At 47.1% G+C, this 15,338-nt stretch carries 9 protein-coding genes; 3 read left to right on the forward strand and 6 right to left on the reverse strand.

From position 1 onward, the window contains the following. The first annotated feature begins 151 nt into the window (after positions 1–151). Positions 152–1,612, forward strand: a complete 1,461-nt coding sequence (locus tag AACV78_RS13305; protein WP_194008757.1) for a protein kinase domain-containing protein — start codon at positions 152–154, stop codon at positions 1,610–1,612. Between the two features lie 17 nt (positions 1,613–1,629). Next, on the forward strand, positions 1,630–3,303 hold the full coding sequence (locus AACV78_RS13310) for an asparagine synthetase B family protein (protein WP_194008756.1): 1,674 nt from the start codon (positions 1,630–1,632) through the stop codon (positions 3,301–3,303). A 310-nt stretch (positions 3,304–3,613) separates the two neighbouring features. Here AACV78_RS13310 and AACV78_RS13315 read toward each other — a convergent pair whose 3' ends face one another. The 6 genes from AACV78_RS13315 to AACV78_RS13340 form a co-directional block, all read right to left on the reverse strand. Continuing rightward, entirely contained in the window at positions 3,614–4,933 is a 1,320-nt protein-coding gene (locus AACV78_RS13315; protein ID WP_228042232.1) for a toprim domain-containing protein, read from the reverse strand. Positions 4,934–5,150: 217 nt separating this feature from the next. Further along, positions 5,151–6,371, reverse strand: a complete 1,221-nt coding sequence (locus AACV78_RS13320; RefSeq protein ID WP_194008754.1) for a diaminopimelate decarboxylase family protein — start codon at positions 6,369–6,371, stop codon at positions 5,151–5,153. Between the two features lie 467 nt (positions 6,372–6,838). Further along, complete coding sequence (locus tag AACV78_RS13325; RefSeq protein ID WP_194008753.1) at positions 6,839–8,581, reverse strand: asparagine synthetase B family protein; 1,743 nt, start codon at positions 8,579–8,581, stop codon at positions 6,839–6,841. Between the two features lie 112 nt (positions 8,582–8,693). Then, positions 8,694–9,317 (reverse strand): DUF3859 domain-containing protein, encoded by a 624-nt coding sequence (locus AACV78_RS13330; RefSeq protein WP_194008752.1) that lies wholly within the window; start codon positions 9,315–9,317, stop codon positions 8,694–8,696. A 157-nt stretch (positions 9,318–9,474) separates the two neighbouring features. Beyond that, a complete protein-coding gene (locus AACV78_RS13335) occupies positions 9,475–10,182 on the reverse strand; it encodes an HAD-IA family hydrolase (RefSeq protein WP_194008751.1) in 708 nt (235 codons plus the stop codon). A 326-nt stretch (positions 10,183–10,508) separates the two neighbouring features. Beyond that, positions 10,509–11,702: an NAD(P)/FAD-dependent oxidoreductase gene (locus tag AACV78_RS13340; RefSeq protein ID WP_194008750.1), complete on the reverse strand. Its 1,194-nt coding sequence runs from the start codon at positions 11,700–11,702 to the stop codon at positions 10,509–10,511. A gap of 532 nt (positions 11,703–12,234) precedes the next feature. Between AACV78_RS13340 and AACV78_RS13345 the strand changes: the two genes are divergently transcribed. Further along, positions 12,235–15,285, forward strand: coding sequence for a PAS domain-containing sensor histidine kinase (locus AACV78_RS13345; RefSeq protein WP_194008749.1), 3,051 nt, complete (start codon positions 12,235–12,237; stop codon positions 15,283–15,285). Positions 15,286–15,338 lie beyond the last annotated feature (53 nt).

Here is a 15,338-nt window from a genome sequence, read left to right on the forward strand (position 1 = left end):
AAAGTTTGACCGCCTAGAATTAGGAATTAAACCAATTACAATTCCCAATTACCAATTCCTAATTCCCCTCGCGGGCATCGGCCCGATGACCAATCCCTCCGCAACGCTAGAGCCCGATGACCAATGCCCTAAGACCAATTAGCAAACCACAATGGAAGTTTACTGCACCCGCCCGGCCTGCCCGCGCCCTCAAAACAATTTTGCAGACCTCGATGACAGTTCCCTGCTGAAAACTGTGCAGCAAAAGTTTTGCACGACTTGCGGGATGCCCCTAATTTTGAGCGGCCGCTATTTGCCCGCGAGGTTGTTGGGTAAAGGCGGTTTTGGGGCGGCATTTTTGGCTAGAGACCGCTACACTCCGGCGATGCGGCAGTGCGTGGCTAAACTTTTGCAGCCGTCGGCAAATATGACTCCGGCACAGCTAAGAATCGCTCATACTCTATTTGAACGGGAAGCGGCGGTGCTGGAAGAACTGGGAAACGAACATTCGCAAATTCCGAGTTTGCTGGCGTTTTTTGAGCTGACTGTTCCGAGTTTGCAAGGGGGGAACGACGATCAGTTTTTCTATTTGGTTCAAGAATTTATTGACGGTGAAAATTTGGAGGAGGAACTTGCTGCTAAGGGTAAGTTTTCGGAGGCCCAAACGCTGGAGGTGCTGCGAGAAATTTTGAAGGTTCTCGATTTTGTGCATTCTCGCGGTTCGATTCACCGAGATATTAAACCTGCTAATATTATGCGGGCTAAAAATGGTCGGCTTTATTTATTAGATTTTGGGGCTGTCAAACAGGTGACGCAAACTGCGGGAAGTTCTAAGGCTTCTACTGGTATTTATTCTTTGGGTTACGCTCCGCCAGAACAGATGAGCGGGCAAGAGGTTTATCCGGCAACGGATTTTTATGCTTTGGCTGTGACTTGCATTACTTTGTTGACCAATTTGCAGCCGACGGAGTTGTTTGATAGTTATCAAAATCAGTGGAATTGGCATTCTAAGGTGCAGGTAAGCCCGCGTTTGGCTGAAGTTCTCGATCGAATGTTGTTGCCGGCTCCGAGCCAGCGCTTTCAATCTGCTGCTGAGGTGCAAGCGGCTCTGAAATACAATTCTCAACAGCCTACAATGGTCGTGCAGCCGCCTGCTGTGCAGACTCCGCCCCCCCTGCCGACTCAACCGCCACCACCGCCTCAGCAGCTTCCTGCGCCTGTTCCGGCGACTCCTCCGGGAAGTTTGCAAGCTTCGCCGAGAGGGGCTTTTTCGATTTGGGAGGTTTTGCGTGGGGCTGCGTTTACGGGTTTTGAGGGGGCGTTGCTGGCGATCGCCCTGACGAGTTTGCTGCCATCTCCTGGCTTGAGTATCGGGTTGTTGGGTGCGATCGTGGGGGGACTGATTTACGCTCAGTACCGCAGGGCGATCGAACAAACTGAGATGCTGATTATTGGTGCTGCTACTCTGGCCGTGCTGTGGTTTTTCCCGGCTTTGCAGAAGGCCGCAACTATGATTTATCCCGGTTCTCCGATCGTTGGCGTGTTGTTTGTGGGCTGCTTGGGGGCTTTAGGTGCGATCGCTGCAACAGCGATATTTCGCCTGATTTATAAGTTACTTTCTAATTTCTTTTAATCACTCAAACTAAATTGATGCAAAATCAGAAGTCGATTAACCCGAATTGGGCGATCGCCTGGGGGAATGCCGCCCGATCGCACCCTGCAACTTGGGAAACCGCCGGTTTTGCCATAATTGGAGCTGAACCCACCTTCAGCCCCAATCAGCGATTTGTGCTGGTAGGTGACTGTTCCTTCGATCGCACTTTGTTGCTCAAACAACAGATTGATACCGATGGATTGACGGATTTGGCGATCGTCGGGCGGCTGTGGGAACAGTCGGGGATTGAAACTCTGAGCTTGCTGGAAGGACAGTTTGCGCTGGCTGTGTGGGATTTAGAGGAGAAAACCTTGTGTCTGGGGCGCGATCGCGTCGGAGCCAAAACGCTCTATTACACCCGTGCGGGAAATACTCGCTGGATTGCGCCTCGACTGCGATCGCTCAATCCGTATCACGATCGAACACTCGATTTGGTTGCTTTGCGCGACTATTTGTGCTGTGCGTTTGTACCGGGAGCACAAACGCTGTGGGAATCGGTGCGAGAGTTGCGCCCTGGTAGTTACTTGTATTTACCGGATGTTGAGGCGCAGAGATATTGGCAGCCGCAGGAGCAAATTACTAACGCCGATCGCCCTTTGGAATGGCACAGTCAACAAGTGCGATCGCTCTTGGAACAACTGGTGCAAGAAGGGCTACCAGCCGGGGAACCTGTCGCAGCATACCTTTCGGGTGGCATTGATTCAAGTTGCGTGACTGCGATCGCAGCCCGGTTGCACGATCGGCCAGTGCACACTTTTTCGATGCACTTTGGCGCCGAATATCCCAGCGAGATTGAATTTGCCAACATCGTCGCAACACATTGCGGCACCGAGCACCATATTTTAGAAGTTTCGCCCAAGCAAATTTGGGAGTTGCTACCGGAAACGCTGGCTGCTATGGACGATCCGGTGGGGGAAGGCTTGACGGTGCCCAATTTGCTGCTGGGGCGATCGGCAAAACAATTCGCAGATGTGGTACTGAATGGGGAAGGTGGCGATCCGTGTTTTGGCGGGCCCAAAAATAAGCCGATGTTGCTGAATAGTTTGTATGGTTCGATTCAGGGTAAACCCGATCCGATCGCAGCTTACTTGACTTCGTTTCAGAAATGCTATGTGGATTTACCGCGCTTGCTGAAACCGGAGGTTTGGAATCAGGTAAAAGATGCGCCTTCGGTGTTTGCACAGGAATTGCAACAGACAGAAACGACTTTTTTGAATCGGTTGATGCGGCTGAATATTGAGTACAAAGGGGCCGATTACATTTTAACTAAGGTGAATAATCTGACGGCTGCTGCGGGGCTAAAAGCGCGATCGCCTTTATTCGATCGGCGGATGGTGGCGCTGAGTTTGCAAATTCCGCCAGAATACAAACTTTCGGGTGCCCAGGAAAAGGCTGTGCTCAAGGCTGCTGTTGCCGATTTACTGCCAGATGTCATTGTCAACCGTCCGAAAAGTGGCATGGTAATGTCAATGCAGCAGTGGTTTTTGAGGGATTGGCAACGACAAGCGCGATCGTTGCTGTTGAATCGTCATGCGGCGATCGCACCTTACCTCGATCGGGCATTAATTGAGGAGTGGCTAAACTATCGGGGCGAAGTTTTTCCCCGCTACGGGCTGAAGCTGTGGCTGTTGGTGACGCTGGAAATTTGGTTACAGGTGAATCGTCGTTAGGGAGTGTTTTTAAATGACGGGCAAGTTACCCGAAATCAGGACACGGCAGTGCCGTTTTCCTACCATTAATCCGGCGATGGTTGCATTAAATAAATCAGGACACGGCAGTGCCGTTTCCCTACCATTAATCGGGCGATGGTTGCATTAAAACCCGGGCAATCAGATTATTTTGAGGTAGGGAAACGGCATTGCCGTCTCCTCTGTTGCTACGATTATTTTGGGGTAGGGAAACGGCATTGCCGTCTCCTCTGTTGTTTGGCGATCGGATTATTTTGGGGTAGGGAAACGGCATTGCCGTCTCCTCTGTTCCTCAACCGAAACTATCAGAAACAAACACATAGCCGCCACCATATCCCACAGAATTATCCGCTAATATTAAGCCGTCGTTGCTCTGCGGATCGCCACTTTGAGCAAGTCCATAATTCACCACCCGCAACAACCGCTGCGGCGTAAAAGATTCCAATTCCACGAAATTGCCCGCATCTAACCATGCGAGTTCTTCTGCTGTTAAACCTTGCCTCACAGCATCGGGTAATTGACGAGTGCTTTGTGCCATTGTTTGAGATTGTTGTACAAACATATCGCGAGTTTCCCAGATTTGACGGGGAGAAATGCCTAAATCAAAAATTGTGACGGCTTGATTTGCAAACCAGTTTGGACTGGTTCGCAGTTGATGGACTAAACTAACTCCAGCAGGATTCGCATCGTGCAGTGCATAGACTTTTAAATCGGCATTGCGTCGCAGCATTTCGATTACTGTGTCGAAGATGCTTTGGGGATAGCCGCTGATGCTGAGAATGGCGCAGTTGTTCTCAAAATGGACGTTGTTGGCAATCAGGAATTGGGCGGTTTCGTCACTGTCGCAGATGATTGCGCGATCGAAACTGTAGGCGCTGACTTCGGGATCGATGCTGGCAGATAAAGCTTGTTGGCGAGGTGCAGGGAGGAGTTTTTCTAGTGTACCGTTTACTCTTTGCCAGTCTAGCAGCCACTCATTACTCTGGGCTTGATTGACTAGAAATATTTCACCAGTTATCTGTGGACTATTTTTTTGTGAAACGCCCAGCCAGTAGGAAAATAGTCCTAGGGCGATCGCTGCAATGTATCCTGGGACATAGTTCAGTATCAAGCTTCCTGAAATCCCTGTTACTAAAATTATTATTCCTAAAGTTTGTAAATTTGTGGCATTAATTCTTCTGTTGCGAGCACTTTGCTCGGTAGATTTGCTTTTGGCAAAAAAGCCCCCAATCCAAATAATATTTAAAACAGTCCACACTATCAAAAATCCCACAGTGTTAGAAAAAATAAAGCTCATGAATAAACCGCCAACGATTAGAATTATAAAGCTCTGGATTAAATATTCTAAAACCCACTTCCAGAGGTTAGATGACGTGCGATTTTTTAGCCGTTTATCCATCAAATACAAAAACTGTTTGGGCGTAAAAAATAACATATTTTGGCTGGAGATATCTGCGATCGCATTCTTGAAAAATGGATCGGTGAAGGCGATTTTTTGATCGGTGATAGTAGTGGGATCAAATACAAAGGGATGGTTGCAATTCTTACAGTGACCTGAGTGGGTGGTACGATCGCGCAAATTGTTGTCGGTGTTACACTGGACGCATTTCATTCCCATTTCGGTTACTCCTGATTGATTTAATGGATTTATTGGTAGTCAGAAACCGGGTTTTTTCGAGGATACTTCGTTACAACCCAGATTCTGCTAAAAACCCGGTTTCTTTGGTTGTGATGCAAGTATTCAGAAACCGGGTTTTTTCGAGAATACTTCGTTACAACCCAGATTCTGCTAAAAACCCGGTTTCTTGGTTGTGATGCGTAAATCCCGTTTAAAATACTTGCCCGTTTAACAAGATGGAATAGTCTTCTCGCTGTCGAATTAATCGATCGCCCTTAGCATCAATCAACACCTCAGCAGGGCGGGGGCGGTGCAGAAAATGCGACGACATCGCATAACCGTAAGCCCCACTATCCAAAATTGCGAGATTATCTCCAATTTGCAGTTTCGGTAGCCAACAATTGCGCCCCAAATAATCCCGCGAATAAGTCGTGTTGCCGCAAATATCCGTTTCGTATCGCGATACATCGCCGGTTTCCCAAGTTGCGATCGCCCGATAGCCTCCGTGTACCGCAGGCACTGATAGATTTGATACAGTGGTATCGACTCCGACTATTTGCCGATGGCCCAACCACTTCACAGACACAACTTTTGCTAGCAAAATACCGCAACCTGCGATCGCGGATCGTCCCGGTTCAATTACTAACTCGATCGGGCGAGATAAAGCACTCAACCGTTCAGTAATCGCCATACCAAACTCCCCCCAGTCAAACACCGCACCGCCTCGATAGGGATAGCCAAAACCACCCCCAAAATCGAGAATTCGCCAATCGGGTAACTGTTGGGCGATCGCAATTAGGCGATCGATTACTTGCGTAAAAGCACCAGTGGCATTAGTTCCAGTCCCCCGATAAAAATGCAGTCCAGTGATGCTAAAACCATGCTGCTGCGCGATTTCGTTGGCTTTTTCAAATTCAGCGGGATTTAGTCCGATACGGCTGTCTCCCGTCAATTCGGGTAAGTTGAGCCGCAGTCCAATTTCGGGACAGATTAATCGCGGTTGACTGCGCGAATATTCGCAAAAATCCTGGAGTTGCGACAGACTATCGAAGTTGAATCGATCAATCTTCCATTCAATCAGTTGCTGAATATCCGCCCGGTTGAGGTTACTGCCAGTGTAGACAATGCGATCGCCCGTAAAACCCGCTTTCAGTCCCAAAAAAACATCACCGGGCGTATTCGCGTGCAGCCCCCAACCAGCTTGCTGAATCAGTTGCAACAAAGCAATATTGCCGTTGGTGACGGTGGCAAAATGAAACTGAACGTGCGGATAGTCGATCGATCGGGTAATGTGTTCTAGGGTTTGACGCAGGCGATCGGCTTGATACACATATAAGGGCGAACCATAGGTTGATAACAGTCGCTGGGCCATTGCTTCGGAGAATGGTGGCGAATGTATTTTCGTTTCATTTGTTAGCAAAGATTCAAGCATATAAAAGAAGTCAGTTGTCAGTAGTCAGTAGTTAGTAGTCAGTTGTCAGTTGTCAGTATTTAGTAGTTAGTTGTTGTTGTTGTTGTTTGTTATTTGTTGTTTGTTATTTGTTGTTGTTATTTTGTAGGGCATTGGATGGTGCGTACCCGCCCTCATTTGTTGGTTGTTAGTTGTTGGCTGCTAGTTATTGGTTGTCATAGCTAAATCATTTGTAAATTTCTTACTCCCTCCCCTTAGTAAGGGGAGGGTTGGGGTGGGGTAAAAAGTTGACGACTCATTGAGGATTGCTATAGTTGTTAGTTGTTGGCTGTTAGCTGTTAGTGCTGTCGCCCCCCGATCTTTCCGTCCAACTTCATCAGGAATAAGGAAGATTAAATCTATCCCAAAAAGGCTTTTTTAAACAGGCTTTCCGGTCTGTTCGACAAGAAATATGGTCTATGTCTATTGTAAAATCGAGTAAATAGTAGTCAACTATCAACTGTTAACCTCCTTCGATATTTCCAAATGCGTTGTCCGATCGCCGGTGGCAACCAAAAAACATGATCCAGCGATCGCTTAACTGGAATTTCGCCTAAAACTTCGGTTCGCCATGCTTGCCACATCAGCAGCAACCAGAGATTGTTGCCAATATATCGATCGCGCATGGCAACTCCGAGTTTTCCCGATAACATCGAGTCCGCTAAATGCGGTTGCCAGGATTTTTGCGATCGCAGTACGTTCGGATTCAGCCGAGATCCGATCGCACTCCAAAACTCCCGGTAATACCACACCTTCAACGGCACACCCATCCCGCGTTTTTCCCGCCAGACAATTTCCGGTGGCAACCAACGTTCGGAGGCTTTTTTGAGGATGTATTTTTCGCACGCACCTTGCAGCAGCAGCTCGCCAGGGAGTTGAAACGTCCAGTCCGTGAGGTCGGGGTCGCAGAAGGGCGATCGCACCCACAAACCGCAAGCAAAGCCCAATACGTTTGCCCTCGGCTGGATGTTTTGTGCGCCTTTGAGCATCAGCGAAGCCCGCCGCAGTTTGGCTAGCAGGGATGGACAGGTGTCGGTACCGATCGCATCTTGCAGGTAAACGCTTAAATCGTGGGATTGAGTGCGATCGAGCATTTCGGGTGTAAAAATCTGTTTTTCATAACCATAAAATCGCTGGAATGTCCGCAAATACTGCTGTTCAAAGGTTTCTTTGCCCGCTGGATGTTCTGCGCTGTAAACTCCGTGTGCAATCAAGGGTTTGTTTGTCCATCCGGCAAATAGCTGATCGCCGTTTTCGCCATTGAATACGACTCGCACGTCTTGCGCCGCCGCCTGTTTGAGCAAAAACAGCGGGGCTGTTGTGCCGTCTCCGTAGGGTGAATCGAGGGCTTTGGCGGTTGGCCCGATCGCGCCCAAGATTGCATCGCCCGTCGCCGCCACTCGGATTAGCGGAATCCCGAAAAAGTCGGCAACCTGTTGCGCGTAGGGCAATTCGGAATAGCTTTCGACACCAAAATCGAGGGCATAGGCGCGGACTTTCAAGCCTGCTTTGACTAGCAGCGCTGTCACTAGGGAAGAATCAATCCCGCCTGATAGCAAAACGCCGACTGGCTCGTCGATCGGCAAATCAGCCACCTGTCGATCGATCGCCTGTTGTAACAGCGTTTGCAATTGTGCGATCGCCTCGTCTTCACTCCGCAGTAATTGCGGCGCTTCTTGCCAAGCTGATTTGAGCGATCTCACTTTCGGCTGAGACTTAACATCGGCGATTTCCCACAGGATCTCCGTTCCGGCTGCTACGGATGCAATTTGCTCGATCGCAGTTAACGGCGTTGGTACGTAGGAAAAACAAGCATAACTGTGTAGGGCGATCGGACTCACTTCAGGAGAATCAATCAGCGGTAGCAGCAATTGCATCTGCGTCGAAAACCAGATTGTGTCTTGCGATCGCATCCAGTAAAGCGGCACTCGCCCAAACGGATCGCGCCCCAGCCGTAGCTGTCCCGTTTCCACTCCAGCCCAGACATCTCCCGGAAAATCCGTCGGTTGAAATCGCCCGCAAGCATTCAGCGTCACTGTGTCAGCCGCCAGGATTGATGCAGAGGCGATCGCCCATTCTGACAATTTGCCCGATCGGATGCAGTAATTAGGCACTAAACGGCGCAAGGTTTTTGTGAGATCCGTTTGTCCCCAATAGCCGATGAAATGTGCAGGTTTTGCGATCGCACCCATTTATATCATTTCCGGTTGTATTGGTATTGTTCAAACAGTTAACAGTTAACAGTTAACAGTTAACAGTTAACAGTTAACAGTCAACATCATTCCGGTGCAACCGGAAATGATCTTATTTCACCACGAAAGGTTCACTGCCGATCGCGCGCCCATCCAAGGACATCCGAACCTCCCAGTTTCCCGGCGGGGAAGCAGATCCGAGGTCATAAAAACAGTAAGTATTCCAAACTGGTGTATCGATCGTGCGAGTCTGATACTTGTTCTGATGAACAATTTGACCGCCGGGATTAGTCCAGTCGCATTGCAGAGACAACCGATTGCCGATCGGAGCATTTTTCAACGTCACCTGGTAGTAGATGCGGGGATTGATTTGACGGTTGACTTGACTGAGGCTATCACCACCCTTTTTCGATAGCGAAATCCTGTCTTCTGTTGACGCAACTTGAGCATTTTGCTGCTGTCGATTTTGCCCGAATAGAATGCCGATCGCGATCGCCGAAATCACAACCGCAGTCGAAGCGATCGCAATCCAACGATTCCGTCGCTGCTGTTTTTCCAAGGCTTCGCGGCGGTGCATTTGGGCGATCGCATCTTCCAGAAGTTCATCAGGCAAATTCAACTCCCGTAAAATTTCTCTTACCCGATCGGTTCCCAATTCTAACTCACGCTGGTTTGATAACCTATCGATTTCAGCGACAACCTGTGCTAACTGATCTTGAGTAAGTCGAGTTTCCATAGAGTTTTCCAGTAAAAATCAGATATATAAATCACCCCTCTCTTCTCTTCCTCCGCGCCCTCTGCGCCCTCTGCAGTTAAATTATCCATATTATTTAATAAATAATTCTCAAAGTCAATTCATAAAAATCATAACTTTAACATCATAAAAATCATATTTAGATCAAATCCAGACTAGCAAATTCCTCCACCTTCGGAAAATTTAACTTTTCTAAATCCAGTATTTCCTGCTGGCGATTCAACCAAATTGCCTTTAAACCAGAATTTTTAGCACCACAATAATCAGCCTTAAAACTATCGCCAATATGCAACACATTTGCAGCAACACAGTTGTGCTTTTGTAAAGCTGCCGTGAAAATTTTAGAATCTGGCTTAGCAGCACCTACTTCGGTAGAGATTGTCACCGACGTGAAATATTCTGCTAAATTTAATGCTTTTAAGACTGCATAAATTCGCGAATCAAAATTCGAGACTATTGCTAATTCAATTCCTTGTTGCTGCCACTTATTTAATGCTGGGAATACGTCGGGATAGACGAACCAAGGCTCGGCGGTGGCAAAATGAGCGTAGAGTTCGGCAAAGAAATTTGGAAAGTCTGAGAATTGATGGAAAACGCCTGCTATTTGAAATGCTTTCGCGGAAACTGTCAGCCACCATTCAAATTCTAGCTGGGGAATTTTTGCTGCTTCTATCCCAGGAAATGCCATCGGACTGGCTGTGGCAAAACTTTGGGAAAATGCTGCATTTAACTCTTCGCTTTTAACGGCAACTCCAAATTTTTTGGCTAGTTCTGCGTAGACTTCGCCGACGTTGCCGCGAACGTCAAATAATGTACCAGCGGCGTCTAAAAAAATTATTTTTGTCATTAGTTATTGGTTATTTGTTAGTTGTTAATTGTTATTTGTCATAGAGTTTCCGGTTGCATCGGAATTATCAGAAATTAGGAGACGGCTTGGCCGTTTCCCTACAATTAATCAAGGTAGGGACTAAGGCCAAGCCGTCTCCTCTATATCATAAGTTAATTGTTAGTCATAGAGTTTCCGGTTGCATCGGAATTATTAGAAATTAGGAGACGGCTTGGCCGTTTTCCTACAATTAATCTGGCGTAGGGAAACGGCCAAGCCGTCTCCTCTATATCATAAATCAACAGTTAACAGTTAACAGTTAACAGTTAACAGTTAACAGTTAACTATTACTTTTTCAGTAAATCCTGAATTGGTTTGCTAATCCAATTGAAACCAACTTTCAGTTGGTGGTCAAATGTGGGCATCCGATAGAGATAGGCTAGGCGGCGAGCAATGTGTGCTAGTTGTCCGTCGAGTTTGATTCCTAAACCTGTGAGGGTGGCGTTGTCTATTCCTAATGTCATCATTTCTCCTAGCGGCTGGTAGCGGAAAGGTAGTAATGGACGATCGCTCAGGGATGCCCAAATGTTCCAGGCGGTGTAGTCGGCTTGCTGGAATGCTGTTTGAGCGGTGGAGGGGACTTTTTGACCGGTTGCGTCGTGACATTCTGCTATGTCTCCCAAGGCAAATATGTCGGGATGGTCGATAATTTGCATCTGCGGATTCACTATTAGTTGACCGCGACGGTTTTGTTTGAGGGGTAGCGATCGCACTGTTTGACTAACTTTAGTTCCTACTGTCCACAATACTATGTCTACGGGGAGAACGTCTAATTGTCCTTTGTAGACTAAGGATATGGTGTCGGATTCGATCGCCTCTACTGATGTTTCTAAGTCGATCCACACTTTGCGCTTTTCTAGTGCTTTGTTGGCTGCTTCGCGGTTGAACTCTGGCGATGTCTGCAGAATTGTGTTGCTTTGTTCGACTAACCGGATGCGACCTTTGTCTCCGAGTCGATCGGCTAATTTACAAGCTAATTCTACTCCCGAATAACCGGCACCGACGATCGCCACCCGAATTTTGTCGGTATTGCTGGATTCGAGAAACCGCAATCTTTCTTCCAAGCTGTAGGCGTCCTTGAGGGTGCGGAACGAATAAGCGTATTCAACGGCTCCTCTTACCATATCGAGAGGGGTTTCGCCACCTAAAGCTAAAACGAGGCGATCGCACGGAATTTCTGGCCCGTCGCGTAACTCCACTCGCTTCTGGTCTAAGTCGATGCCCGATACAGTGCCTTGACAAAAGCGCACGCCTGTGGTTTCCAATAGTTCGGCAAACGGCGGGGCGATTTCCCAGGTTTGGAGTTCACCGGTGAGGAGTTCGTACAGCAGGGGAACGAACAGGAAGCGATCGCGCCGATCGACTAGGACTATTTCGGGTTTTTCGGCTTTGGAGAAGGGTAACTGACTCAAGCGCAGGGCTGTGTAGAGTCCGCCGAAGCCTCCGCCGAGAATGCAAATCCGGGGTTGTTGTTGAGTCATGGTTTTTGTTTGAGGGCGATCGATAGCAAGGCAACTTCTCTTATTCTAACGAGAGTGGGGAATTGGGGAAGTGGCAGCGGGGGGAGATAGTCTAATGGTGTAATGGGGAGAGAGCATCTGTAAAGTTTGCCACAAAGTATTTTTTGTTACAGTGCGAGCTTAAGAGTTCGCCAGATCAAAAGTAAAACACAGATGATCCCAATGGAGATCGGGGGAGAGGGGGAGATGGGGAGAATAGTCCGATGGGGAAAGAGAAAGATAGTCTAAAGGCGAGAATCGGAAAAATATTTCCCGAACATCCATGCGTTAAATCCCTTAAATCCGTTATCAAATCCCTTGGCGAACGACCTTCTGCGTTCTACATAATATCTTTGATTAGCTTTGCCTATTAGCCAGGATAAAGTTTTTTGAATGTTAGTCCAAGTAATTTTGTACTATATTAGTTGATAGCGGATTATTGTCCCAATTAAATTCATTTTTTATACAGGCATCTACTCTAACACTTGCCCCCACACTCACAAGTGACTAAATTATGCAAACTTCCTCCAATTCTTCTAAATTTAATAACGGCGATCGCCATAACGAAGACAACTCAGCTTTGTTAAGCAGCGAAGCACGCTATAAAAACTTAGTAGCTAATATTCCCGGTGCTGTCTACCGCTGTACCTGCGAGGGTACGGGCGACGGCGGATTCACAACACGGACAATGGCGTTTTTGAGCGAGGCAATTCAAGAAATATCAGGCTATCCATCTTCTGATTTTATCAACGATCGCGTCCGTTCTTTTGCCAGCATTATCCATCCTCAAGACTGCAAAAATGTGGATGCTGCTGTCCAAAAAAGTGTAGCAACAAAAACTCCGTACATTCTTGAATACCGTATTGTCCGGGCTGACGGCGAAATTAGCTGGGTTTGCGAAAAAGGCCGATCTGTTGGCGGCGAGGTGGATGAGGCTAGAGGAAAACAAGAGGGACAAGGGAAAATTGAGGGGTTTTTGTCTGCTGCGGATTCGCCGATTTCGTCCGCAAATTTTCAGTCGCGGGTTTTTTATATCGACGGAGTGATTTGGGATATTACGGAGCGCAAACAAGCTGAGGAAAAGCTGCGAAATACAGAAGATTTTCTGAAGGCGGTACTGCAAAATCTGCCGATTAGCGTGTTTATTAAAGATGCTACGGAACAAAAATTTATTTATTGGAATAAAGCCAGCGAAAATTTATTTGGCTATTCCAGCGATGAAGTGCTTAATAACAATGCTGCTGATTTGTTGGAAGCAGAGCAGGCAAATTACTTGCAAACACAAGATTTAGAAGTATTGGCTACGGGAAAATGTGTGGATTTGCCAGAACAAACTATTCAACTACCGCGCCGGGGAAAGCGGATTTTGCAGGCCAAAAAAGTTCCTTTGTTTGACAGTTCGGGTACGGCTAAGTACATTCTGGGTATTGCTCAAGATATTACGGAAAGTAAAAAAACTGAAACAGAATTGTTGCGGTTGGCGATCGTGGCTCAAAAAACGCAAAATGGTGTGATTATTACTGACGATCGAGGCTGCATTGAATGGGTGAATGAAGGGTTTACTCGGATTAGCGGTTACAAGCTAGGAGAAGTGCTGGGAAAAAAACCGGTTGATGTGCTGCAAGGCCCTCACACTGACCCGTTAACTATTGCTCAAATGCGATCGGCTTTGGCGACAGGTGAACCGTTTAATCAGGAAATTTACAATTACAGCAAGGATGGAAAAGGTTATTGGGTGGCGATGTCGATCGTGCCGATTTATCAAGAAACTGGGAAACTAGAAGGTTTTATTGCGGTAGAAACTGATATTACCGATCGCAAGCAAGCAGAGGCAACAGTGAGGGAGAGCGAGAGTTATTACCGCTGCATTGTCGAGACGGCTTCGGAGGGCGTTTGGATGTTTGACGGTGATAGCACCACGACTTTTGCTAACTCTCGGATGGCGGAAATGCTGGGGTATAGTGTGGAGGAGATGCTGGGGCGATCGCTATTTGAGTTTATCGACGCCGAGGCGAGGGAAATAGCTGAAGGTTACGTAAAGCGCAGGCGACAAGGTATTCGGGAACGCCACGATTTTAAGTTTACTCGCTCTGATGGATCTCACTTGTGGGCGATCGTCTCAGCGACACCGATGTTCGATGACAAAGGCGAATTTTCAGGTGTTTTGCGGATGATTACCGATATTAGCGATCGCAAACAAGCCGAAGCCGAACTGCGACAAACTCTCCAAGAATTAGAATTTGAAAAATTTGCATTAGATGAATCTGCGATCGTCTCGAATACCGACGAATTCGGTGTCATTACCTATGTCAACAACCAATTTTGCGAACTCTTTAAATACAATCGAGAAGACTTGATCGGCAAAACCCACAGACTTGTCAATTCAGCTTATCATTCACCGGATTTTTTCAAGCATCTTTGGTCTACCATTCGCCAAGGAAATGTTTGGCGGGGAGAGATGAAAAATCAAGCTAAAGATGGCACATTATTCTGGTTGGATACAACTATTGTACCTTGCTTAAATTCTAACGGAGAACCCCATCAATATGTAGCAATTCGCAAAGATATTACCGATCGCAAACAAGCAGAAGAAGCAGTGCGCCTTTCGGAAAGTCAATTGAGGAACAAAAATGAAGAACTTGCCAAAGCGCTGCGGGACGTGCACAAAACTCAAAGCATGATGGTTCAAAATGAAAAAATGGTGAGTTTGGGGCAGTTAGTAGCTGGTGTAGCTCACGAAATCAACAATCCAGTTAGCTTTATTTACGGCAACGTCATGCACGCTGACGATTACTTTAAAGACTTGCTAAAAATGCTGCAACTTTACCAGGAGGAATATCCTCAACCAACAGCAGCAATTCTACAAGAAATAGAGGATGTAGATTTGCATTTTCTGCTCAAAGATTTGCCAAAACTGTTAACATCGATGAAAATGGGAGCCGAGCGAATTCGTCAAATTGTGCTGTCGCTGAAGAATTTCTCGCGATTGGATGAAGCCGAACAAAAACAGGTTGACATTCACGAAGGGATTGACAGCACTTTGTTGATTTTGCAGCACAGGTTAAAAGAAACGGCAGGACATCCGAAAATTACGCTAGTCAAAGAGTTCGGTGATTTGCCTCGCGTACAGTGTTATGCCGGACAGTTGAATCAGGTTTTTATGAATATTATCGGTAATGCAATAGATGCTTTGGAAGAAGCAATGGAGACGGGACATTGGGCAGATGGGGAACCTGCGCCTATTCCTTCTTGTCCTTCGCCGACGCTGTGGATTTGTACTGGTGTAAAATACGAACAGGATGCTGTTGCGGATCATTCTGTTGGGGATGCTTCTCATATTGTGATTCGGATTGCTGACAACGGGCCGGGGATTCCGCCAGAGGTTCATCAAAGGCTGTTCGATCCGTTTTTTACTACAAAAGAACCCGGTAAAGGTACGGGTTTGGGGTTGTCTATCAGCTATCAAATTGTGGTAGAAAAGCACGGCGGTGAGCTTAAATGTCATTCTGCACCGGGTCAAGGTACGGAATTTGCGATCGAGATTCCTGTCGCTAGAAGTCAGTAGTTAGTAGTCATTAGTCAGTAGTTATTAGTCATTAGTCATTAGTTATTGGTTAT

The organism is Tychonema sp. LEGE 07196 (assembly GCF_963890365.1).
Lineage (GTDB): Bacteria > Cyanobacteriota > Cyanobacteriia > Cyanobacteriales > Microcoleaceae > Microcoleus.